Here is a 23,640-nt window from a genome sequence, read left to right as displayed (position 1 = left end):
GAGTTCGGACGAAGACGTCGGCCCGCCGCGTCGGGCAATGGCAGCATGCGAGCGTAAGCGCCGGCCGCGCTCGAACGCGTCGTGCAGGTCGGCTTCCAGCGCCGAGCGCGCGCCGAAATGATCGTCGAGCGCCTCGGCCGTGATCGCGCAGGGTTCGGGTTGACCGTCGACGTCAACGGTGAAGCGCAGTTGCGGCGCCGTGTAAGCTGGCGACCACCAATATCCAGCAAACCCTTGTCAGACGGGGCCTGGACGGATTTCAGCGGACCCGGCCGGATTACCCGGAAAACATCACGATTCATTTAACTTTTCGTGAGGACTTCGACACCGGCCGCTGCCTACGATAGGCGCATGTTTTCAGGACCTGCTTCCAGGAGCCCATCATGCCCACCCGCAGACATCTGCTGCTGTTCGCCGGCGTCACCGGCCTCGCCGCGCTCGCGGCGCTGTCGTCCACCGGCCGCCGCGCGCTGGTCGGCCGCGCATTCGCCGCGCCGCCGGCCGCCCCACCGCCCGCCGCCCCACGGATGGCCGCCCCTTTCGAAGTCACGCTCAGCGACGCCGAATGGCATCGCCGGCTCACGCCCGCCCAATACGCCATCCTGCGCGACGCCGGCACCGAACGGCCGTTCAGCAGCCCGCTGAACGACGAGCACCGGCCCGGCACGTTCGCGTGCGCCGGCTGCGACCTCGCGCTGTTCTCGTCGGCCACCAAGTTCGACAGCCATACGGGCTGGCCGAGCTTCTGGAAACCGCTCGACCACGCGGTCGGCACCCACGCCGACGCGTCGTTCGGGATGGTACGCACCGAAGTGCACTGCCGCCGCTGCGGCGGCCATCTCGGCCACGTGTTCGACGACGGCCCGCCGCCGACCGGCCTGCGCTACTGCATGAACGGGCTCGCGCTCGCCTTCCACCCGGCCGCCGCCTGATCCGGCCCCGCTCCCGACCGACTGGAGAACGCACCATGCTGCTCATCGTCCTTGCCTATCTCGGCGGCGTGCTCACGATCCTGAGCCCGTGCATCCTGCCCGTGCTGCCGTTCGTGTTCGCGCGCGCCGACCAGCCGTTCGTGCGCACCGGCCTGCCGCTGCTGGCCGGCATGGCGCTCACGTTCGCCGTCGTCGCGACGCTCGCCGCCGTCGGCGGCGGCTGGGTCGCACAGGCCAACCAGGCCGGCCGCTGGATTGCCATCGTGCTGCTCGCGGTGTTCGGCCTGACGCTGCTGATGCCGCGCTTCGCGGAACACCTGACGCGCCCGCTCGTCGCCGCCGGCAACCGGCTCACCGGGCTCGCGCAGCGCGACGGCCGCCCGGCCGGCCCCGCGTCGTCGCTGCTGCTCGGCATCGCGACCGGCCTGCTGTGGGCGCCGTGCGCGGGCCCGATCCTCGGGCTCGTGCTGACCGGCGCCGCGCTGCGCGGCGCAAGCGTCGGCACGACGCTGCTGCTCGTCGCGTATGCGGCCGGCGCGGCGACGTCGCTCGCCGTCGCGCTCGTGATCGGAGGCAAGGTGTTCGCCGCAATGAAGCGCTCGCTCGGCGCCGGCGAATGGATCCGGCGCGGGATCGGCGCGGCGCTCCTGGCCGGCGTCGGCGCGATCGCGCTCGGCCTCGACACGGGTGCGCTCGCGCAACTGTCGACCGTCACGACGGGCGGGCTCGAGACGAAGCTCGTCGACCGGCTCGGCGGGCGCTCGAACGGTGCGCCCGCAACGACGACCGCCACGGGCAACGCTGCCGGCAACACGTCCGGCAACGCAAGCGGCGGCGCAATGATGGCCGCGACTGCCGATGGCGCGCAGGCCGGCGGCAGTGCGATGGCCGGCAGCGCGATGATGCGCGGGGCCGACGTGAAGCCGGCCGCGCTGCCCGTCGAAGGCACGCTCCCGTCGCTCGACGGCGCCGTGCAATGGCTGAACTCGCCGCCGCTGACGGCGGCCGGCCTGCGCGGCAAGGTCGTGCTCGTCGATTTCTGGACCTATTCGTGCATCAACTGCCTGCGCACGCTGCCGTACACCAACGCGTGGGCGCGCAAGTACGCGCCGTACGGGCTCGTCGTGATCGGCGTGCACGCGCCGGAGTTCGCGTTCGAGCGCGACATCGGCAACGTGAAGAAAGCCGTGCACGACCTCGGCATCGACTACCCGGTCGCGATCGACAACGGTTATTCGATCTGGCGCGCGTTCGGCAACGAATACTGGCCCGCGCACTACTTCATCGACGCGCAAGGGCGCATCCGCCATCACCACTTCGGCGAAGGCGAATACGCGCAGTCGGAACGCGCGATCCAGTCGCTGCTCGCCGAAGCCGGCCATCCGGAAGCGCTGAACGTGCCGCTCGGGCTGGCCGGTGCGCCCGCGAAGGGTGCGCTCGCGGCAGCGGACGCCGCGGACGTCCGCTCGCCCGAAACCTACGTCGGCTATGCGCGCGCGGAAGATTTCTCGTCGCCGGGCGGCGTCGTGCGCGACGCGGCGCACCGCTACGACGCGCCGGCTCGCCCCGGTCTCAACGACTGGGGCCTCGCCGGCACCTGGCAGGTCGGCGCCGAGCGCGCGTCGCTCGCCGCGCCGTCCGGCCGGATCGTCTACCGCTTCCATGCACGCGACCTGCACCTCGTGCTCGGCCCGGGCGCGAACGGCCAGCCCGTGCGCTTTCGCGTGACGCTCGACGGCGCGGCGCCGGGTGCCGCGCACGGCGCCGACGTCGACGCGCAGGGCTACGGCACCGTCACCGGGCAGCGCCTGTACCAGCTCGTCCGGCAGCCCGGCGCGATCGCCGACCGCACGTTCGCAATCGAATTTCTCGATCCCGGCGTCGATGCGTACGCATTCACATTCGGTTGAACGCGTGCGCCGCATGCGGGCGCCGCACGCGGGCAACGCCGCCACCCGAGCACCGTCTTCCACAACGCATTCCGAAGGAGCAAACGATGAACCCGACACCCACCCGCGATTCCGCGCCGCGACGGCGTGCAGCGATGCTGCGCCGCATCGGCGCCATCGCCGTCGCGGCCGCCGCCGTGTTCGGCTTCCAGCGCATCGTCAATTCCGCCGAGCCGATGCGCACCGTGCCCGCGCCGACGCTCGACGAAACGCCCGGCGCGTCGCACGACGAAACCGCCGTGCTCGCCGGCGGCTGCTTCTGGGGCGTGCAGGGCGTGTTCGAGCACGTGAAGGGCGTGAAGCAGGTCACGGCCGGCTATGCAGGCGGTGCATCCGAAACCGCGCACTATGCACTCGTCGGCTCGGGGCTGACGGGGCACGCGGAATCGGTTCGCATCGTCTACGACCCGACGCAGATCACGTACGGCCGGCTGCTGCAGGTATTCTTCTCGGTCGCGCACGACCCGACCGAACTCAACCGGCAGGGCCCCGACGAAGGGCCGCAGTACCGGTCCGCGATCTTCCCGACCAACGCGCAGCAACGCGCGGTCGCGACCGCGTATATCGCGCAGCTCGGCAGCGCCCACGTGTTTCCGGCGCCCGTCGTCACGCGCGTCGAGGCGTACAAGGGGTTTTATCCGGCCGAGGCCTATCACCAGAACTACCTCGAACTGCATCCCGACGCGCCGTATATCGCGTTCAACGACCTGCCGAAGGTCGCCGGGCTGAAGCAGCGCTTCCCGGCGCTGTACCGCACGGACGCGGTGCTGTGGCGCGATGCCGGCTCGTGACCGGCAACCGGCCGCGCGGCCGGGTTGCCGCCCGCCGCACGGCCGGGGCGGGCGCGCACCGCCTGCGGCCCGGTTTGCGCCGCATCAACGAAACCCCGGCCGTCATGCCGGGGCAAACCCGCATCGCGTCCGCCACATCGGGCAACTTCGCGTAGACTTCTTCAGATTCCCGCCGTTTCTTGCGGCGCCCGGACTTTCTGCCCAGCCAGGAGACGTCACGCATGCTCGCAGTGCCTTTGCCTGACAGCAGCACCCTCGAAGAATCGTCTTCCGGCGCGCTCGTGCGCGACCTGCGCCGCGTGCCCATTCACCCCGATCACTGGTATCCGCTCGCGTGGTCGCGCGAGCTCAAGCGCGGCAAGACGCTCGGCGTGCGCTTCGCCGGCGATCCGATCGTGCTCGTGCGCACCGAATCGGGCGCCGTGTACGCGCTCGAAGATCGTTGCGCGCACCGCCAGGTGCCGCTGCATGCGGGCGTCGTGAGCGGCGAAACGCTGCGCTGCTGCTATCACGGCTGGACCTACGCGTGCGACAGCGGCCGCTGCGTCGACGTGCCCTACCTCGGCCGCGAGCGTTTGCCGAACGGCGTGCGCGCGTATCCGTGCCGCGAAGCGCACGGGCTGATCTTCGTGTTCCCCGGCGACGCGACGCTCGCCGACACGCGGCCGTTTCCCGCGCTCGAATCGGCGGACAACCCCGCGTACAAGACCCGCCGCTTCGGCCGCGAGGTCAAGTGCCACTACTCGTTCATGCACGAGAACCTGATGGACATGAACCATCAGTTCCTGCATCGCAAGCAGATGGGGCAGATGCGCGCGCGCTCGGTGGGCCGGCGCCGCGGCGACGACTGGGTCGAGGTCGACTACACGTTCGCGCGGATGGAGGGCAAGCAGCCGGTCGGCGAGGCGCTCGTGTTCGGCGCGAGCAAGAAGCCGGCCGACCAGTCCGACAAGAGCGTGATGACGGTGCGCACCGGCTACCCGTACCAGACGCTGCAGATCCGTTCGAGCGAAGGCACGCTCGTGATGGACCTGTGGATCGTCTACGTGCCGCTCGACGCCGAGCAACGCACCAACCGCACGTTCGGACTGCTGTCGATCCACAAGCCCGGCATCCCGTTCGCGCTCGATCTCGCGTGGCCGCTGCTCGTCTGGTTTACCGAGCGCATCTTCCGCGAGGACCGCTGGATCGTCGAGCGCGAACAGGAAGCGCACGATCGCCAGGGCGCCGACTGGAACCACGAGGTGTTTCCGGTCATCGTCGAGCTGCGCGACCTGCTGCGCCAGTGCGGCGGCCGCACCGTGATTCCGATCCGCGAAGCACGCGACGGCGCGTGATACGTGCGGCGCGCCGCACGACGGCGCATGCTCGCCGCGGCGCGCTCCGCTACAACCGGAACGCGCCCGGCAGCAACGCGTGTGCCGTCGTGACCTCGACATCGCCTTTCAGGTTGCCCAGGATCACTTCGATGTCGGGCATGCCGATCTCGATGATCACCTGACGGCACGCGCCGCATGGCGCGATCGGGCCGTCCGTGTCGCCGACGACCGCGAGCCGCGCGAAGTCCCCCGGACGATAGCCGGCGGCGATGGCCGAAAACATCGCCGTGCGCTCCGCGCAATTGCACAGTCCATAGGACGCGTTCTCGACGTTGCAGCCGTGAAAAATCGTCCCGTCGCGCGCCTGCAGCGCCGCGCCGACCTTGAAGCGCGAATACGGCGCATACGCGCGTTCGCGCGCCGCCTTTGCCCGTTCGAGCAATTCGTCTCGTTCCATCTCGATGATGCCTCCGGTGGTGTGCCGGGATGCATCGACGCAGCCGCATCCCGGCGCGCACGATACATCCCGTGATGTGAAGCGGCCGCCGATGCCCGCACGCTCCCTCCGTGCCGGCACCGGCGACCGGTCAGCCGATCCGCTCGTAAATGGTCGGCGGCGCATCGCCCGTCTCGCCCAGCACATAGCTGCGCTGGACCGCGTCCACCGCGCGCGCCGCCGCGGCGGCGTCGCCGGCGTGCACGCAACCGAGCGGTTGGCCGGCCTCGACGCGCTGCCCGATCTCCGCGAGCGCGGACAGGCCGACACGGGTGTCGATCGCATCCGCCGCGCGCGTGCGGCCACCGCCGAGCGCAACGACCGCCAGCCCGAGCGCGCGGCAATCGACCCGCTGCACGACGCCGCTCGCGCGCGCCGGAACCGGCACGATCACCGCCGCCCGCGCGAGATGTCGCCCGGGCGCATCGATCAGGTCCGCGGGGCCGCCGAGCGCCACGACCATTCTCGCGAAGCGTTCCGCCGCCGCGCCCGAGTCGAGCGCCCGCTGCAGCATCGCGCGCGCCTGCGCGGCATCCTGTGCCAGCCCGCCGGTGACGAGCAACTGTGCCGAGAGCGCCATCGTCACTTCATGCAGCCGGGCCGGACGCGACTTGCCCGTCAGGTAGTCGATCGCGCACGCCACTTCGAGCGCATTGCCCGCACACGGTGCGAGCGACTGGTTCATGTCGGTGAGGATCGCGGTCGTCTTCATGCCGGCGCCGTTGCCGACGTCGACGATGCTGCGGGCCAGTTCCGCCGATTGCTCGACCGTCGGCATGAACGCACCCGAGCCGACCTTGACGTCCATCACGAGCCCGTCGAGTCCTGCCGCGAGCTTCTTCGACAGGATCGACGCGGTGATCATCGCGACCGACTCGACGGTCGCCGTCACATCGCGAATCGCATAGATGCGCTTGTCGGCCGGTGCCAGCCGAGCGGTCTGCCCGATGATCGCGACGCCGACGTCGCGCACCGTGCGGCGAAACGCATCCGTATCGGGCGTCACGTCGTAGCCGGGGATCGCGCTGAGCTTGTCGAGCGTTCCGCCGGTGTGGCCGAGCCCGCGCCCCGAGATCATCGGCACGTATCCGCCGCACGCGGCCACCATCGGCCCGAGCATCAGCGACACGACGTCGCCGACGCCACCGGTCGAATGCTTGTCGATCACGGGTCCGCCGAGATCGAGCGCGCGCCAGTCGAGCACGTCGCCCGAGTCGCGCTGCGCAATCGTCAGCGCGACACGCTCGTCGACGCTCAGGTCGTTGAAATACACGGCCATCGCGAATGCCGCCACCTGGCCCTCGGTCACGCTGCCGTCGGTCACGCCGCGCACGAACGCGGCGATCTCGTCGCGATCGAGCGGCTGCCGGTCGCGCTTCTTGCGAATGAATTCCTGCGGTAGAAACATCGTTGCAATCTCCTCGATCGGTCAGTGGCCGCTGCGCGGTTCAATGCAGGGAGAAGAACAGGCCGGCAATCGCGGCGCTCATCAGGTTCGACAGTGTCGCGGCCGTCAGCGCACGCAAGCCGTGCCGTGCGACTTCCGACCGACGCTCCGGCGCGACCGCGCTGAAGCCGCCCGCGAGAATGGCGATCGACGAGAAGTTCGCGAAGCCGCACAGCGCGAACGACACGATCGCGAGCGTCTTCGGGTCGAGCACTTGCAGGCCGGCCGCCGCGACGTGCTCGCTGCCCTTCAGGTACGGCGACAGGTCGCCGTACGCGACGAACTCGTTGAAGATCAGCTTCTCGCCGATGAAATTGCCGGCCAGCGCCGCGTCGTGCCACGGCACGCCGATGATCCACGCAAGCGGCGCGAACAGGTGGCCGAGGATGCCCAGCAGCGTGACCTGCGGAAAGCCCGCGAACGCGGCCACGCCGCCGACGATGAGGTTCATCAGCGCGATGAGCCCCACGAACGCGATCAGCATCGCGCCGACGTTGATCGCGATTCGCAGGCCGACCGACGCGCCGGACGCCGCCGCCTCGATCACGTTGGCGGCCCGCTTGTCGTCGAAATCGAGACCGTCGACCACGACGCGGCTCGGCTCGACGGTCGGAAACAGCAGCTTGCCGAACAGCAGCCCGCCCGGCACCGCCATGAACGACGCGGCGAGCAGATACTCCATCTTCACGCCGAGGCCGGCGTAGCCGACCAGCACCGAGCCCGCGACCGACGCCATGCCGCTCGCCATCACCGTGAAGATCTCGGCGCTCGTCATGTTCCGCACGAACGGCTTCACGAGCGCGGGCATCTCGCTTTGCCCGAGGAAGATCGTCGCGACGGCCGAGCACGCCTCGATACGGCTCACGCCGAGCACTTTCGCCAGCCCCGCACCGAGGATCGCGACGAGCCACTTCATCACGCCGACGTAGTACAGCACCGCGATCAGCGCGGTGACGAAGATGATCATCGGCAGCACGCGCAGGCCGAACACGAACCCGCCGTCGCCGAACAACTGGAACATCCGGCTGTCCACCAGTCCGCCGAACACGAACGCGATGCCGTGATTGCCCATGTCGAGCACGCGATTGACGCCGTTCGCGGCCGCTGCCAGTGCCGCGCGGCCGGACGGCACGAACAGCACCAGCGCACCGATCGCGAGCTGCGTGAGCAGCGCGGCGATCATGGTCCGGCCGCTCACCGCGCGCCGGTTGTTCGACAGCAGATACGCAACCAGCAGCAGGAACAGCATACCCAGGAGACTGCGCAGAATATCCACCTTGTGCTCCTTTCTCTCAATGTTATTGATCTGTCCCGCACGCGGCCGGGAACGTTCGTGCAACGCTGTCGGTGAATATTACCCGGTCGGCACGCTCAAATGCATGCGGGGCGTGCCGTGCGAACGGACACGCCCCGGGGGCGCCCCCCCCCCCCCCCGCGACCCGCACCGTTCAGCCCGCGCGCTCGACCGGATGCGGTTCGCGCAGCCGGTTCGCAATGCGTGCGGCCTCGTAGTAGCCGGCCGCAGGCGGGCGTTTCAGATAGCGGCCCGCGCCACGCACCGCGCGCAGGTCGCCGTCGGCCCACGCGAGCGCGCCGCGCGTGAGCGTGTGCGTCGCGACGCCCTGCACCGTCATCCCCTCGAACACATTGAAGTCGACCTGCTGGTGGTGGGTCTTCACCGAGATCGTCTTCGTCGCGGCCGGATCCCACACGACGAGGTCGGCATCGGCGCCCACCTGCACGGCGCCCTTGCGCGGATACAGGTTGAAGATCTGCGCGGCGTTCGTCGACGTGATCCGCACGAACTCGTTCGGCGTGATGCGGCCGTGATTCACGCCGTGATGCCACAGCACCGACATGCGATCCTCGACGCCGCCGCAGCCGTTCGGAATCCTCGTGAAATCGTCGCGGCCCATTGCCTTCTGCGACGCGCAGAACACGCAGTGATCGGTCGCCGTCGTATGCAGCTGCCCCGACTGCAGCCCGCGCCACAGCGCTTCGCGATGCTCGGCCGAGCGGAACGGCGGGCTCATCACGTGCGCGGCCGCACGCGTCCAGTCCGGGTCGCGATAAACGGCCTCGTCGATCACCAGGTGACCCGGCAGCACTTCGCCGAACACGCGCAGCCCTTCGCTGCGCGCGCGCGTGATCGCGTCGACCGCATCCTTCGACGACACATGCACGATATACACGGGCACGCCGAGCACCTGCGCGATGCGGATCGCGCGGTTCGCGGCCTCGCCTTCGACCTCCGGCGGACGCGACAGCGGATGCGCCTCCGGCCCCGTCATCCCGCGCGCGAGCAGCGCCTGCTGCAGCCGGAACACGAGCTCGCCGTTCTCCGCGTGCACGGTCGGCAGCGCGCCGAGTTCGAGCGAACGCGAGAAGCTGTTCACGAGAATCTCGTCGTCGGCCATGATCGCGTTCTTGTACGCCATGAAGTGCTTGAAGCTCGACACGCCGTGCTCGCGCACGAGCGTGCCCATGTCGCGGTGCACGCTCTCGTCCCACCACGTCACCGCCACGTGGAAGCCGTAGTCGGCCGCCGCCTTCTCGGCCCAGCCGCGCCATTCGAGGAACGCGTCCATCAGCGGCTGCTTCGGGCTCGGGATCACGAAGTCGATGATGCTCGTCGTGCCGCCCGACAGCCCGGCGGCCGTGCCCGTGTAGAAATCGTCGCTCGCGGTCGTGCCCATGAACGGCAGTTCCATGTGCGTATGCGGATCGATGCCGCCCGGCATCACGTACTGGTCGTGCGCGTCGACGACGCTCGCGCCGGCCGGCGCGGCGATCTGCTCGGCGATCTGCAGGATCGTGCCGCCGTCCTGCGGGTCCGCGCAGAGCACGTCCGCGCGATAGGAGCGGTCCGCATCGACCACGGTGCCGCCGCGAATCAGGATTGCCATTTGGTTGCCTCCTCGTTGACTGTCGGGTTCCGCATGCGGTGCCGCGCGTCATGCGCTCGCGATCTGCGCGCGCTGTCCGGCGCGCCACTTCATCCAGGTGCCGTACACGCCCGACGCCAGCACGAGGCCGACGAACCACGCGTACGTATAAAGCGTGTTGAAGAACGCCGGCACGTTCGGAAACGACGCCGGAAATGCGGTGTGCAGGAAACCCGGCAGGTTCGGCAGCACGCCGACCGCGAGCGCGGCCAGCGCGGCCGGATTCCAGCCGCGCGCGTAGCTGAAGCCGCCGCGCTCGTCGAACAGCGCGCGCGTGTCGAGCTGCGTGCCGCGAATCAGGAAGTAGTCGACCATCATGATGCCCGCGACGGGCCCGAGCAGCGCCGAATAACCGACGAGCCAGGTGAAGATATAACCGTCCGTCGCCGCGAGGATCTTCCACGGCATCATCACGATCGCGATCGTCGCGGTGATCATCCCGCCCGCGCGGTACGAGATGGCCTTCGGCCACAGGCTCGAGAAGTCGTACGCGGGGCCGACCAGATTCGCGGCGAGGTTGCAGCACATCGTGTCGAGCGTGAGGATCACGAGCGCGATGCCCACGCCGATGCCCGTCATCCGGCTCGTCAGGTCGATCGGGTCCCAGATCGCGTTGCCGTAGATCACGACGGTCGCCGACGTCACGACGACCGACACCACCGACAGCAGCGCCATCGGCAGCGGCAGCCCGATCGACTGTCCGATCATCTGGTCGCGCTGCGAATGCGCGAAGCGCGTGAAATCGGGAATGTTCAGCGCGAGCGTCGCCCAGAAGCCGACCATCGCGGTCAGGCCCGGCCAGAAGGTCGCCCAGAACAGCCCGGCCTTCTTGCCGCCCGCCGCGAACTGCGACGGCGCCGACAGCATCGAACCGAAGCCGCCCGCCTTCGACGTCGCCCACCACACGAGCGCCACGCACATCACGACCTTGATCGGCGCGGACCAGCTCTCGAGCCAGCGGATCGAATCGGTGCCATGCAGGATGAAGTAGATCTGCAGCGCCCAGAACACGAGGAAGCACGCGAGCTGCCCGAACGAGATGCCGACGACCGGCAGCGCCGCGCCGTGCAGTGCGTTGCCGGTCAGGATGTTCAGCAGCGTGTAGATCGCGCTGCCGCCGAGCCAGGTCTGGATGCCGTACCAGCCGCACGCGACGATCGCGCGCAAGAGCGCCGGCAGCTTCGCGCCCTGCGTGCCGAACGACGCGCGCACGAGCACCGCGTACGGAATCCCGTGCTTCGCGCCCGCATGGCCGATCAGCAGCATCGGCACGAGCACGATCAGGTTGCCGAGCAGCACGGTCATCACCGCCTGCCACGGCGACATGCCTTCCTGGATCAGCCCGGCCGCGAGCATGTACGACGCGATGTTCATCACCATTCCGACCCATAGCGCCGCGAAGTGATACCACTTCCACGTGCGCTGCGCCGGCGTCGTCGGCGCGAGGTCGTCGTTGTACAGGCTGCCGCCCTGCGCCGCGGCGCTGTCGGGATCGGCGGGGTTCGCTGCGGGTTTCATCGATCGCACTCCACGTAAACGTCAGCGCCGGCATCATGCGATGCCGGCTCACGGAAACGAAAAAACGGCGGCGCCGGATCTCGCGCACCGCCGGACGCAGGTCAAGCCGCCTTCGCGTGCTTCTCGGGCGCCGCCGGGCTCGCCCCCGCATCGGTGCGCGCCGGATTGTTCGGATGCGTGGTCCAGTTCGCGTACTCGCCCGAGTCGACGCGCTCCATCGTGATGCATTGCTCGACCGGACACACGTGCATGCAAAGATTGCACCCGACGCACTCCGAATCGATCACTTCGAAGTGCCGAGCGCCGTCCTTCTCGCGCGTGATCGCCTGGTGCGACGTGTCCTCGCACGCGATATGGCACAGCCCGCACTGGATGCAGCGGTCCTGGTCGATGCGCGCCTTGATGTCGTACTTCAGGTTCAGGTATTTCCAGTCGGTCACGTTCGGCACCGCGCGGCCGCGCACGTCGTCGAGCGTCGCGTAGCCCTTCTCGTCCATCCAGTTCGACAGCCCGTCGGCGAGATCCGACACGATCCGGAAGCCGTAATGCATCGCCGCGGTGCACACCTGCACGCTGCCGGCGCCGAGCACGATGAATTCGGCCGCATCGCGCCACGTCGAGATGCCGCCGATGCCCGAGATCGGCAGGTTCGGCGTTTCCGGATCGCGTGCGATCTCGGCGACCATGTTCAGCGCGATCGGCTTGACCGCCGGGCCGCAATAGCCGCCGTGCGTGCCCTTGCCGTCGACGGTCGGCATCGGCGCCATGTGGTCGAGATCGACCGCGACGATCGAGTTGATCGTGTTGATCAGCGACACGCCGTCCGCACCGCCCTTGTACGCGGCGCGCGACCCCATCCGGATGTCGCTGATGTTCGGCGTGAGCTTCACGAGGCACGGCAGCTTCGTGCCCTCCTTGACCCAGCGCGTGACCATCTCGACATATTCGGGCACCTGCCCGACGGCCGCGCCCATCCCGCGCTCGCTCATCCCGTGCGGGCAGCCGAAGTTCAGCTCGACCGCGTCGGCGCCCGTATCCTCGACGAGCGGCAGGATCCATTTCCAGTCGCGCTCGTTGCACGGCACCATCAGCGACACGATCAGCGCGCGGTCCGGCCAGTCGCGCTTGACCTGCGCGATCTCTCTCAGGTTCACGTCGAGCGGACGGTCGGTGATCAGCTCGATGTTGTTCAGCCCCGCGATGCGCTGGCCGTTCCACTGCACGGCGCCGTAGCGCGAACTGACGTTGACGACGTGCGGATCGAGCCCGAGCGTCTTCCACACGACGCCGCCCCAGCCCGCCTCGAATGCGCGGTTGACGTTGTAGGCCTTGTCGGTCGGCGGCGCGGACGCGAGCCAGAAGGGATTCGGCGAAGTGATGCCCGCGATGGTGCAGCGAAGGTCGGCCATGTTCGGCTCCGTGAAAGTGGGGTCGTTGTCGTGGAGTGGATGCGTGCGCGGTGGATGCGTGCGCGGCGCTTATGCGGCCTTCGCGTCGCGCAGCGCGAGCGCCGCGTCGATCGACGCGGCCGCGCGCTTGCCGTCCTGCACGGCCTGCACCGTGAGGTCGATGCCGTCCGTCGCCGCGCAATCGCCGCCGGCCCACACGTCGGGCAGTGCCGTGCGCCCGTCCGCGTCCACCGCGATACGCGTGCCGTCCGCCGTCAGCAACGCGGCCGCGATGCCGTCGGGCACCAGCGTCTGGCCGATCGCCTTCAGCACCATGTCCGCTTCGACGGTGAAGCGCTCGCCCGATGCCGCGTCGAACTCGACGCCCGTCACCTGCCCGTTTGCGCCCGCGATGCGCACCGGCTTCGCGTGCGTGACGAGCGTGACGCCGCTCTTCTGCGCGAACTCGCGTTCGGCCCACGTCGCGCTCATCGCATCCACACCGCGCCGGTAAACCATCGTCACGCGCTCGGCGCCGAGCTTGCGGCTCTGCACGGCCGCATCGATGGCCGTATTGCCGCCGCCGATCACGACCACGCGCCGCCCGACCGGCACGTTCTCCAGCCCGTCGGCCTGCCGCACCTGCTCGATGAAGTCGACCGCGTTCATCACGCCGGTCAGTTGCTCACCGTCGATCGCGAGCGCGCGCACGCCGCCGAGGCCCATCGCGAGAAACACTGCGTCGTGCTGCTCGCGCAGCGTGTCGAGCGTCATGTCGCGTCCGAGCGCAACACCCGTTTTCAGCGCGATGCCGCCGACCGACAGCAGCCATTCGACTTCACGCTGCGCGAAATCGTCGACCGTCTTGTACGCGGCGATCCCGTATTCGTCGAGGCCACCAGCCTTCGGGCGCGCATCGAACAGCGTCACGCGGTGCCCGGCGAGCGCGAGCCGGTGCGCGCACGCGAGCCCGGCCGGCCCCGCGCCGACCACCGCGACATGGCGACCCGTATCGGGCGCACGCGTAAAACGCACCGCACCGGTTGCCATCGCCCAGTCGGTCGCATGCCGCTGCAGCGCGCCGATCGCGACCGGCTGCGCATCCTGATGGTTGCGCACGCATGCGCCTTCGCACAGGATCTCGGTCGGGCACACGCGCGCGCACATGCCGCCGAGCGGATTCGCGGACAGGATGTCGGTCGCGGCGCCTTTCAGGTTGCCGTTGCCGATCTTGCGGATGAAGCTCGGGATATCGATCTGCGTCGGGCACGCGTGCACGCACGGCGCGTCTTAGCAGTAGTGGCCGCGGCGCGCGGCGCCCCCCGCGGCAGTCGGATCGAGCAGCGGTGCGATATCGGCGAATTCGCACGAGAGTTGCGTGGACGACAGGCGATGCGCGGCGATATCGCCGGTTGGCTTGGTGGTCATACGCGTTCCTTCGACTGGGTGGAGACAAAGCCGTCCCCGCCGGCTGCAAATGCACAGTCGGGGCGGTCATGCTGAGGAATCCTGCGGTCAGGCGATGCGCAGCCTGCCGGCTGCTACGGTCGATTCGTCATGAAGCCGGCTCGCATGCGCGCGACAGCATCGCGTGCAGCAGCACGTTCGCGCCGGCCTCGATCCACGCGGGCGTCGCGTCCTCGATCTCGTTGTGGCTGATGCCGTCGACGCACGGCACGAACACCATCGACGTCGGCGCGACCTGCGCCAGATAACATGCGTCGTGCCCCGCGCCCGACACGATGTCGCGGTGCGAGTAGCCGAAGCGATCGGCCGCGTCACGCACGGCCGCCACGCACGCCGCATCGAACGCGACGGGCTTGTAGTAGAAAATCTGCTCGAGTTCCGTTTCGAGCCCGATGCCGGCCGCAATGCGCGCGACGCCGTCGCGCAGCGCAGCGTCCATCTTCGCGAGCACGGCGTCGTCCGGATGACGGAAATCGACGGTGAAGAACACATGGCCGGGAATCACGTTGCGCGAGTTCGGGTGGACCTGCATCATGCCGACCGTCGCGCAGCCGAACGGCGCATGATCGAGGCCGATCCGGTTGACGAGATCGACCACGCGCGACGCGCCGAGCAGTGCATCGCGGCGGCGCGGCATCGGCGTCGGCCCCGCATGCGCTTCCTGGCCGGTGAACGTGATCTCGTACCAGCGCTGCCCCTGCGCATCGGTCACGACACCGATCGTCTTGCACTCCGCCTCGAGAATCGGCCCCTGCTCGATATGCAGTTCGAACGCCGCGTGCAGCTTGCGTCCGCCGCACGGCACGTCGCCCGCGTAGCCGATGCGCGCCAGCTCCTCGCCGATCGTCTTGCCGTCGACGTCCTTGCGCGACAGCCCGTATTCGAGCGGGAACACGCCCGCGAACACACCGGACGCGACCATCGCGGGCGCGAAGCGCGAGCCCTCCTCGTTGGTCCAGATCACGACCTCGACCGGATGCTCGGTCTCGACGCCGTGATCGTTGAGACTGCGAATCACCTCGAGGCCGCCGAGCACGCCGTAGATGCCGTCGAAGCGGCCGCCCGTCGGCTGCGAATCGGCGTGCGAGCCCGTGACGACCGGCGCCGCGTCCGCCACACGGCCCGCGCGGCGCATGAACACGTTGCCCATCGTATCGACCGTCACCGTGCAGCCGGCGGCCTTCGCCCAGCCGACGATCAGGTCGCGGCCGGCCTTGTCGAGATCGGTCAGCGCGAGGCGGCACACGCCGCCTTTCGGCGTCGCGCCGATCTTCGCGACTTCCATCAGGCTGTCCCACAACCGCTTGCCGTCGACCTTGATCGACGGGTCGAAGACCGGCCGCTTCACTGTTTCCGATACCGCGTTCATTCGCATCGCTCCTGTGGGGTCGGTGATGTCGTCAGCCCGGTCTGTGCCGGTGCGTGCAATGCCTGTTTCGGGGCATACGCGCCCATGCGCGGTGCATGTCCCGGTCGTGCGCGAAGTTCGTCCGACGAATCGTCGGAACCGCGTTGCGCCGCTCGCCGAATCCTGTCCGATTGGACAGGTTTTAGACGATCAAAATGACCAAAGCAATGTCTTTCTTTCGTGGTTCAATAGAGCGAGAAACGTGCCATCGCAACGCAGCATCGCTGCGGATGCGCAGCGTCCGCACGCGTGCGTTCGACGCAAATCAGCGGCTAGAATGAAGCCCAACGCGGCATGCCCGCCGCGCGAGGGTAACGATGAGACATGACGAGGCGGCAGCCGAAGCGACCGACAGCGACGAAGCGTCCGCGCCTTTGCGGCGACGCAAGGCGCACATCCGCGAGTCCAACGAAGCGCATCTGCTTGCCTGTGCGGAAGCCGTGTTCGCGGAGCGCGGGCTCGACGGCGCGAGCACCGCGATGATCGCGGAACGCGCCGGCCTGCCGAAGGCAAACGTGCATTACTACTTCCCGACGAAGCTCGCGCTGTACCGCCGCGTGCTCGACGACCTGTTCGAGGACTGGCATCGCGCGGCCGGCTCGTTCGAGGCCGGCGACGATCCGGTGAAGGCGATCGGCGGCTACGTGCGCGCGAAGATGGATCTGTCGCGGCGGCGCCCGCTCGGCTCGAAGGTCTGGGCCAACGAGATCATCCATGGCGCGGGGCACATGCAGGACATCCTGTCGCAACGCGTGAAGCCGTGGTTCGACACGCGCGTGAAGGTCATCGACGGCTGGATCGCGCGCGGGCTGCTCGCGCCGATCGACGCGCATGCGCTGATGTACCTGATCTGGGCGACCACGCAGCACTATGCGGATTTCGATGCGCAGATCCGCGCGCTGAGCGGCAAGCGCGCGTTCACGCGAAAGGCGTTCGACGAGAAGACCGAGCAGGTCGTCCAGCTCGTGATACGCGCATGCGGCGCGGTGTCGCCGAACGCGAAGCCATAGCGCAACCGCGGCGAGCCGCCGAATCAAAAACGGGCGACGAGCACCACGCAGGCGTTTCCTGCGCGATACCCGTCGCCCGCGTCGCAGCGTGCGTGCTATGCGTTACACGTTACGCGATGCGCTCGATCGCGATGGCCGTCGCCTCGCCGCCGCCGATGCACAGCGATGCGACGCCGCGCTTCAAGCCATACGTTTCGAGCGCTGCCAGCAGCGTCACCATCACGCGCGCGCCCGATGCGCCGATCGGATGCCCGAGCGCGCACGCGCCGCCGTGCACGTTGACCTTCTCGTGCGGCAGGTCGAGATCGCGCATCGCGGCCATCGGCACCACCGCGAACGCTTCGTTGATCTCGAACAGATCGACGTCGCGCAGGTTCCAGCCGGTTTTCTCCGACAGCTTGCGCAGCGCGCCGACCGGCGCGGTCGCGAACAGGCCCGGCTTGTCCGCGTAAGTCGAATGCCCGACGATCACGGCCTTCGGCGTGAGGCCCAGGCGTTCCGCTTCCGAGCGGCGCATCATCACCAGAGCCGCGGCACCGTCCGAAATCGACGACGCGTTCGCCGCCGTCACCGTGCCACCTTCGCGGAATGCCGGCTTCAGCGTCGGGATCTTGTCGAGCTTCGCCTTGCCCGGCTGCTCGTCGATCGACACGACCGCTTCGGTCTTGCCGGCCTTCACGGTCACCGGCGCGATCTCCGACACGAAATGCCCTTCGGCGATCGCGCGTTGCGCGCGCGTCAGCGACGCGATCGCAAACGCATCCTGCGCTTCGCGCGTGAACTGGTACGCCTGCGCGCAATCCTCGGCGAACGTGCCCATCAGGCGGCCTTTTTCATACGCGTCCTCGAGCCCGTCGAGGAACATGTGGTCGAGCACCTGGCCGTGGCCCATCCGCATCCCCGCGCGCGCTTTCGGCAGCAGGTACGGCGCATTCGTCATGCTTTCCATCCCGCCCGCGACGGCCACGCCCGCCGAACCTGCCAGCAGCAGGTCGTGCGCGAACATCGCGGCCTTCATCCCCGAGCCGCACATCTTGTTGACCGTGGTCGCGCCCGCCCCGAGCGGCAGCCCGGCCTTCAGCGCGGCCTGCCGCGCCGGCGCCTGGCCCTGCCCGGCCGGCAGCACGCAGCCGAACACGATTTCATCGATGCGTTCGGCCGGCACGTTCGCACGCTCGAGCGCCGCGCGAATCGCTACCGCGCCGAGCTCGCTCGCGCTGGCCGCGGCCAGGTCACCCTGGAAGCCACCCATCGGCGTACGCGCCATACCAACGATTACGATCGGATCCTGAGTCGTCATGATTCGCTTCCTCCAGTGTCAGCGCGGTGCCATGCGCAACGCGCCATCGAGACGGATGACTTCGCCGTTCAGCATCGTGTTCTCGGCGATGTGGCGCACCAGCGCCGCAAATTCTTCCGGGCGGCCGAGCCGCGGCGGGAACGGCACGCTCTTGCCGAGCGCATCCTGCACGTCCTGCGGCATGCCGGCCATCATCGGCGTCGCGAAGATGCCGGGCGCGATCGTCACGACACGAATGCCGAACCGCGCAAGTTCGCGCGCGATCGGCAGCGTCATGCCCACCACGCCGCTCTTCGACGCCGCATACGCGGCCTGCCCGATCTGCCCGTCGAACGCCGCGACCGACGCGGTGTTGACGATCACGCCGCGCTCGCCTTCCGCGTCGGCATCCTGCTTCGACATCGCTTCGGCGGCCAGCCGGATCATGTTGAACGTGCCGACGAGATTGATCGACACCGCGCGCGCGAAACGGTCCAGCGAGTGCGGACCGTCGCGGCCGACGACCTTCTCGCCCGGCGCGACGCCCGCGCAGTTGACGAGCGCGTCGATGCGGCCGAACGCATCGCGCGCGGCGGCCACGGCCGCCTGCCCGTCGGTTTCGCTCGTCACGTCGGTCTTCACGAAGCGCACGGCCGCGCCGAGTTCGTGCGCGAGGCTCGTACCGGCATCGTCATTGACGTCCAGCAATACGGCCTTGCCACCTTGCGCGACGACCATGCGCGCCACCGCGGCGCCGAGGCCCGAACCGGCGCCCGTAATCAGAAAAACGCGATCCTTGATATTCATTAGCAATCCGTATTCAGGGTTGAGCGGCCTTCTCGGCTTCCATCTTGCGCAACACGAAGCGCTGGATCTTGCCGCTCGGGGTTTTCGGCAGCGCGTCGACGAAGTCGATCGCGCGAGGATAGGCGTGGGCGGACAGCCTCCGCTTCACGTGCTGGCTCAGTTCCTCGGCCAGCGCCGTCGTGCCGTCGAAGCCCTTCGACAGCACGACGAACGCCTTGACGATCTCCGTGCGCTCCGGATCCGGCACGCCGATCACGGCGGCTTCGCTGACGGCAGGATGCTCGATCAGCGCGCTTTCCACGTCGAACGGGCCGATCCGGTAGCCGGACGACGTGATCACGTCGTCCGCGCGGCCGATGAAGCTCACGGTGCCGTCCGGCTCGAGTTCGACGTTGTCGCCGGTCCGGTAGTAGCCGCCCGCGATCGCCGGCGTGTCCTGCTGCCAGTAGCCGTGGAACCACAGCAGCGGCGAGCGCACGATGTCGATCGCAAGGTTGCCCGGCTCGCCAGGGCCGAGCTCGCGGCTCGCTTCGTCGAGCACCGCGACGCGATAGCCGGGCATCGCCAAGCCGGCCGAGCCGGCGTGCACGACGTGCGCGAGGCCGTGATGATTGTTCACGACCATCCCGAGTTCGGTCTGGCCGTAGTGATCGTAGATCGGCGCGCCGAGCGCCGCGTCAAACCAGCGCACGACTTCCGGATTCAGCGGCTCGCCCGCGCTGCTGACCACGCGCAGCTTGCCCTTCACGCGCGCCGCTGCTTCCGTACCGGCCGCCATCAGCATCCGGTACGCGGTCGGCGAGCCGGCGAGGCTCGTGATGCCGAGCCGTTCGATCACGTCGTACGTGCTGTCGACCGTGAAGCTGCCTTCGTAGAGCGTCGTCGCGTGGCCGAGCAACAGCGGGCCTGTGATCGCGTAATAAAGGCCATACGCCCAGCCCGGATCGGCGATGTTCCAGAACCGGTCGCCTTCGCGCAGGTCGACCGCGTCGCGCATGTACGCGCCGAACGCGAGCAGCGCGCGCAGCGGCACCGGCACGCCCTTCGGCAAGCCCGTCGTGCCCGACGTCGACATCATCATGAACAGGTCCGTGCCCTTGCGCAGTACCGGCTCGAACGTGTCGGGCTGCGTGTCGAGCGCCACGCGGAAATCGATGTCGCGTTCTGGCAGCGATTCGCCCGGCGCGCGCACCGTCGCAACCGGCGGGCAATCGGCGATCTCGTCGAGCTTGGCGCGATTCGCGACGTTGGTCACGACCAGGCGCGCGTCGCTCATCCGCAGACGATGCTCGATCGCCTTCGGGCCGAATGCGGTGAACAGCGGCTGATAGACGGCGCCCGCGCGCCACGTGCCGAGGATCGTCGCGACGAGCTCGGGCGTGCGCGGCAACAGGCCGGCCACCACGTCGCCCGGCTTCACGCCTTGCGCGACCAGCAGGTTCGCCACGCGTGCCGACAGCGCCTGCATCTGCGCGAACGTGAAGCGGCGGTGCTGCCCGCCAGCGTCGATCCAGTCGAGCGCGATCGCGTCCGCCGACGCGTGCCGGTCGCAGCATTCGACACATGCGTTCAGGCCGCGCTCCAGATCGCCGTGCAGATGCGCGGCGGCGGTCTCGATACTGAACCGGGCCACGGCGTCGGCGTAAGCCGGCACCGCCCGGGCGGTTGCTCCATCAGGCATGCGTGTCTCCTGTACGTTATGACCGCCGGCGAGCCAGCGGCGCGACGGGGATATATCGATAGTAGACAGCCGTCACATTGCAATCAATGACAAACAGAATCTAGAATCGTGATCGCTTTTGCCATGTCGGGAGGACGCGGAAAATGGGGCCGCAGATGATTTCGCCGGATTTCGTCGACGACGCACTCGCGTGCCTGCGCCGGCAGCGCATCGCGACCGAGCCGGTGTTGCGCGCCGCCGGCCTGCCGGCCATCGTGCGCGAGCCCGTCACGCCGCAACAGTACGGCCGCCTGTGGCTCGCGATCGCCGGTACGATCGACGACGAATTCTTCGGGCTCGCCGCGCGCCCGATGCGGCAAGGCAGCTTCAAGCTGCTGTGCCACGCGGTGCTGCACGCCGGCACGCTCGACCAGGCGCTGCGGCGGGCGCTGCAGTTCCTGCGCGTGGTGCTCGACGAGCCGCACGGCGAGCTCGTCGTGGCCGACGGGCAGGCGCAGATCGTGCTGACGCAGTCGGGCACGCCATATCCGGCATTCGCGTACCGGACGTTCTGGCTGATCCTGCTCGGCGTCGCGTGCTGGCTGACCGGCCGGCGCATCCCGCTGCAGCGCATCGATTTCGCGTGCCCGAGCCCCGACCAGCGCAGCGACTATCACCAGTTCTTCGGCGTGCCCGTGCATTTCGACCGCCCCGACAGCCGGCTCGCATTCAACGCCGCGTATCTCGCGCTGCCGACGATCCGCTCCGCGCAGGCGCTGAAGACCTTCCTGCGCGGCACGCCCGGCAACCTGCTGGTCCGCTACCGGCACGACACGGGCTGGGTCGCGAAGACGCGTGCGCACCTGAAGGCGCTGCCGGCTGCCGAGTGGCCCGACTTCGATTCGCTGGCGGTGCGCCTCGGCACGACGCCCGCGACGCTGCGGCGGCGTTTGCGCAGTGAAGGGCAGAGCTTCGCTGCGATCAAGGACGAGTTGCGCGGCGCGCTGGCCCAGTCGCTGCTGCGCGGGCACGCGCTCAGCGTCGCGGAGATCGCGGCCGAGCTCGGCTTCACCGAGCCGAGCGCATTTCATCGCGCGTTCCGCAAATGGACGGGCACGAGCCCCGGCGCGTTCCGGCGCGACGTGCATGCGGCGAATCCGGAACCTTGAATCGTGTGTCGAGGAGGCGGTTCGTACGTAGTGGATGCAGAGCCTCCCTCACACGACGCTGATAATGCGAAGCGCCGGCGGCTGTCCACGACCGATGCCTAACGGCAAACCCCCGCCGTTCCTGTACCGATGCAAGGTTATTTCTATTCATTCGGCCGTCATGCAGTGGGTGCTCCAGCTGCTTCACGATCCCTGTGACCTGAGCCGTTTGTTTGGGTTCGTTTGCGTTTGACCGCATCGGTCGCCGGCATCGGCATTCCGGTGCAATGCACCGCGCGACTGCCCGCGGCGCTGCCCGGCGCGACGTTGCGCAGCGGCCCGTCCGACCACATACTGGTCGGCCTGTACGAACAAGGTCGCGTCGAGGGTGAGTGTCGATCAGGGTACCGCTTCGATCTTTGGGGTTATCGGAACTGCCGTGTCTTTGCTGGCAGCGATTCCGTACGCGCTCGCGATCTACCGGCGCACCGTTCGCCCGCATCTGTTCACATGGCTCGTGTGGTCGGTCGTCACGGCGATCGCGGCGGCCGGCCAGTTCGTTGCGGGGGCCGGGCCGTCCTCGTGGTGCACGGCGGCGATTGCCGTCACGTGCTTCCTGACGCTGGTGGCCAGCATTTTTCGCGGCGAACGCGGCTGGACAGCCATCGACTGGTTTTTCCTGTGCGCAGCCCTTTCGGCCATTCCGCTCTGGATGCTGACCGACGATCCGACGGTCTCGATCTGCCTGGTCACGCTGATCGAGCTTGCCGGTCTCGGCCCGACCGTCCGCAAGACGATCCGCGATCCATGGAGCGAGAGCCTCGCCTATTTCGCGCTGTGCGTGCTCAAGTACGCGCTGGCGTTGCTGGCACTGAGCACGTGGAGTATCGCTGTTGCGTTCTATCCGGCCGTCAACACCATCGCGTCGATCGGCATCTGCCTGATCATGCTGGTCCGGCGTCAATCGCTGTCGAACGCGCGGTAGGCTCTTTCCGTCGCCGCTGTGTTCGGAACGCGTTGCGTGCTGCAACAGGTCGCAACCAATGAGCGAAACTACAAACCTTCAAAGATGATGCGAGGTCCCGATATGGATGCAATTCGTACAGTCATCGAACCCTACGAAACCGCGCTTCGGGCTGCGATGCTGGCCAACGATGTCGAAGCGCTCGATGCGTTGCTGGACGACGATCTGGTGTTCACCGTCCCGACCGGACAGGTCATCTCGAAGGAGGACGATCTGTCCACGCATCGCGCGAAGCTGCTGCGCCTCGACAGACTCGATTTCCTCGAAACGCGGGCATGCGAGATCGGCGAGATGATCCTGTGACCACGACAAAGGCGACACTTGCCGGCCGTTTTGACGGCGCTGCGTTCGACGGCACGTTTGCCTATACGCGCCTGTGGCGTCGATCGGGCGCCGGCTGGCGCGTCGTCGCCGGGCATGCATCGCAGGTTATGTAGATCTGGCCGAGCGGGTACCTTTGAACGGTGTCGCTCGCTATCCGGATGAGCGAGCAAGCGGGGAAGCCGGAAGGTTAGCCGATGCGATCCGGACCAGGCACCAACAACGATGCTGGCCGAAGGATTCCAACGTTGGGAAAAACCGATGCGCCATCCATTTACCGTACGTACTGCCCGTCCCGCAGATGCGGACGAACTCACGAGATTAGCCCGTCTTTCAAAGGCTCATTGGGGCTATCCGAACGAATGGCTCGACTTGTGGCAAAGCGATCTCACGATTTCGCCCGGGACGATCGAAGCATCGATCGGCTACGTCGCGGAATCCGGAAAGGCGATCATCGGGTTCTGGGTCAGGGCGTCATCGGATTCGGATCGACCGACGCCCGGATGGCTATTCATCCATCCCGATCACATGGGCCGGGGTGTCGCGCGTGCGCTGTGGGTGGAGATCCGTAAGCCCCCGGCGAAGTCATCTTGAAGGCGGCCATCGAAAGCAAGGAGCATCGTGTCCATTAGAATTTTTGATGGACAGGTGTACATGATGACGAAGGCAACGCCACTTGACGACGAGCTTCGCCCGACCGGGGGACGTCGGCGACATAGCAAGGAATTCAA

General features: G+C 68.2%; 17 protein-coding genes and 4 pseudogenes. 9 read left to right on the top strand and 12 right to left on the bottom strand.

Annotated elements, in window-relative coordinates; all coding sequences use genetic code 11:
• Positions 1 to 56: 56 nt before the first annotated feature.
• Positions 57 to 189: pseudogene (locus ACPUER_RS27445) on the bottom strand (DUF1488 family protein); the annotation flags it as partial.
• A gap of 194 nt (positions 190 to 383) precedes the next feature.
• On the opposite strand from ACPUER_RS27445, the gene msrB reads away from it, so the two are divergent.
• The 4 genes from msrB (at position 384) to ACPUER_RS27425 (ending at position 5,009) form a co-directional block, all read left to right on the top strand.
• Complete coding sequence (msrB, locus tag ACPUER_RS27440) at positions 384 to 932, top strand: peptide-methionine (R)-S-oxide reductase MsrB (protein WP_425132627.1); 549 nt, start codon at positions 384 to 386, stop codon at positions 930 to 932.
• Positions 933 to 967: 35 nt separating this feature from the next.
• Complete coding sequence (locus ACPUER_RS27435) at positions 968 to 2,842, top strand: cytochrome c biogenesis protein DipZ (protein ID WP_425132626.1); 1,875 nt, start codon at positions 968 to 970, stop codon at positions 2,840 to 2,842.
• Between the two features lie 86 nt (positions 2,843 to 2,928).
• Positions 2,929 to 3,672 carry a peptide-methionine (S)-S-oxide reductase MsrA gene (msrA, locus tag ACPUER_RS27430; protein ID WP_072444023.1) on the top strand — a complete coding sequence of 248 codons (744 nt, stop codon included), beginning with the start codon at positions 2,929 to 2,931 and terminating at the stop codon, positions 3,670 to 3,672.
• 221 nt (positions 3,673 to 3,893) lie between these two features.
• Positions 3,894 to 5,009 (top strand): aromatic ring-hydroxylating dioxygenase subunit alpha, encoded by a 1,116-nt coding sequence (locus tag ACPUER_RS27425; protein WP_310133236.1) that lies wholly within the window; start codon positions 3,894 to 3,896, stop codon positions 5,007 to 5,009.
• A 49-nt stretch (positions 5,010 to 5,058) separates the two neighbouring features.
• On the opposite strand, the gene ACPUER_RS27420 is transcribed toward ACPUER_RS27425, so the two are convergent.
• From ACPUER_RS27420 to ACPUER_RS27385, 8 genes and pseudogenes are all read right to left on the bottom strand, one after another.
• Complete coding sequence (locus tag ACPUER_RS27420; protein ID WP_425132625.1) at positions 5,059 to 5,448, bottom strand: cytidine deaminase; 390 nt, start codon at positions 5,446 to 5,448, stop codon at positions 5,059 to 5,061.
• Positions 5,449 to 5,578: 130 nt separating this feature from the next.
• On the bottom strand, positions 5,579 to 6,895 hold the full coding sequence (gene deoA, locus ACPUER_RS27415) for a thymidine phosphorylase (RefSeq protein WP_425132624.1): 1,317 nt from the start codon (positions 6,893 to 6,895) through the stop codon (positions 5,579 to 5,581).
• A 40-nt stretch (positions 6,896 to 6,935) separates the two neighbouring features.
• Positions 6,936 to 8,210: a NupC/NupG family nucleoside CNT transporter gene (locus ACPUER_RS27410; protein ID WP_347068284.1), complete on the bottom strand. Its 1,275-nt coding sequence runs from the start codon at positions 8,208 to 8,210 to the stop codon at positions 6,936 to 6,938.
• Positions 8,211 to 8,382: 172 nt separating this feature from the next.
• A complete protein-coding gene (hydA, locus tag ACPUER_RS27405) occupies positions 8,383 to 9,840 on the bottom strand; it encodes a dihydropyrimidinase (protein WP_425132623.1) in 1,458 nt (485 codons plus the stop codon).
• Between the two features lie 48 nt (positions 9,841 to 9,888).
• On the bottom strand, positions 9,889 to 11,397 hold the full coding sequence (locus tag ACPUER_RS27400) for an NCS1 family nucleobase:cation symporter-1 (RefSeq protein WP_425132622.1): 1,509 nt from the start codon (positions 11,395 to 11,397) through the stop codon (positions 9,889 to 9,891).
• A gap of 101 nt (positions 11,398 to 11,498) precedes the next feature.
• On the bottom strand, positions 11,499 to 12,806 hold the full coding sequence (gene preA / locus ACPUER_RS27395; protein ID WP_175963991.1) for an NAD-dependent dihydropyrimidine dehydrogenase subunit PreA: 1,308 nt from the start codon (positions 12,804 to 12,806) through the stop codon (positions 11,499 to 11,501).
• A gap of 69 nt (positions 12,807 to 12,875) precedes the next feature.
• Positions 12,876 to 14,213 (bottom strand): annotated as a pseudogene (locus ACPUER_RS27390) (NAD(P)-dependent oxidoreductase).
• A 127-nt stretch (positions 14,214 to 14,340) separates the two neighbouring features.
• Positions 14,341 to 15,621, bottom strand: a complete 1,281-nt coding sequence (locus tag ACPUER_RS27385; RefSeq protein ID WP_425132621.1) for a Zn-dependent hydrolase — start codon at positions 15,619 to 15,621, stop codon at positions 14,341 to 14,343.
• A 356-nt stretch (positions 15,622 to 15,977) separates the two neighbouring features.
• Here ACPUER_RS27385 and ACPUER_RS27380 point away from each other — a divergent pair, with 356 nt between their 5' ends.
• On the top strand, positions 15,978 to 16,670 hold the full coding sequence (locus tag ACPUER_RS27380; RefSeq protein WP_425132620.1) for a TetR/AcrR family transcriptional regulator: 693 nt from the start codon (positions 15,978 to 15,980) through the stop codon (positions 16,668 to 16,670).
• 109 nt (positions 16,671 to 16,779) lie between these two features.
• On the opposite strand, the gene ACPUER_RS27375 is transcribed toward ACPUER_RS27380, so the two are convergent.
• From ACPUER_RS27375 to ACPUER_RS27365, 3 genes are read right to left on the bottom strand one after another with little or no spacing between them, the layout of a single operon-like run.
• Complete coding sequence (locus ACPUER_RS27375; protein ID WP_175963987.1) at positions 16,780 to 17,970, bottom strand: acetyl-CoA C-acetyltransferase; 1,191 nt, start codon at positions 17,968 to 17,970, stop codon at positions 16,780 to 16,782.
• 18 nt (positions 17,971 to 17,988) lie between these two features.
• Positions 17,989 to 18,756: a 3-hydroxyacyl-CoA dehydrogenase gene (locus ACPUER_RS27370; RefSeq protein ID WP_425132619.1), complete on the bottom strand. Its 768-nt coding sequence runs from the start codon at positions 18,754 to 18,756 to the stop codon at positions 17,989 to 17,991.
• Positions 18,757 to 18,769: 13 nt separating this feature from the next.
• On the bottom strand, positions 18,770 to 20,437 hold the full coding sequence (locus tag ACPUER_RS27365; RefSeq protein WP_425132618.1) for an acyl-CoA synthetase: 1,668 nt from the start codon (positions 20,435 to 20,437) through the stop codon (positions 18,770 to 18,772).
• A gap of 143 nt (positions 20,438 to 20,580) precedes the next feature.
• On the opposite strand from ACPUER_RS27365, the gene ACPUER_RS27360 reads away from it, so the two are divergent.
• From ACPUER_RS27360 to ACPUER_RS27345, 4 genes and pseudogenes are all read left to right on the top strand, one after another.
• On the top strand, positions 20,581 to 21,585 hold the full coding sequence (locus ACPUER_RS27360; protein WP_425132617.1) for an AraC family transcriptional regulator: 1,005 nt from the start codon (positions 20,581 to 20,583) through the stop codon (positions 21,583 to 21,585).
• A 367-nt stretch (positions 21,586 to 21,952) separates the two neighbouring features.
• Complete coding sequence (locus ACPUER_RS27355) at positions 21,953 to 22,549, top strand: hypothetical protein (RefSeq protein WP_425132616.1); 597 nt, start codon at positions 21,953 to 21,955, stop codon at positions 22,547 to 22,549.
• 102 nt (positions 22,550 to 22,651) lie between these two features.
• Positions 22,652 to 23,025: pseudogene (locus tag ACPUER_RS27350) on the top strand (nuclear transport factor 2 family protein).
• 145 nt (positions 23,026 to 23,170) lie between these two features.
• A pseudogene (locus ACPUER_RS27345) lies at positions 23,171 to 23,491 on the top strand (GNAT family N-acetyltransferase); the annotation flags it as partial.
• Positions 23,492 to 23,640: the final 149 nt, after the last annotated feature.

Origin of the sequence: Burkholderia sp. DN3021 (genome assembly GCF_049805555.1) — a bacterium.
Taxonomy (GTDB): domain Bacteria; phylum Pseudomonadota; class Gammaproteobacteria; order Burkholderiales; family Burkholderiaceae; genus Burkholderia; species Burkholderia pyrrocinia_C.
The sequence above is the reverse complement of the archived record's forward strand: the minus strand, read 5'-3'. Positions and strand labels throughout refer to the sequence as shown.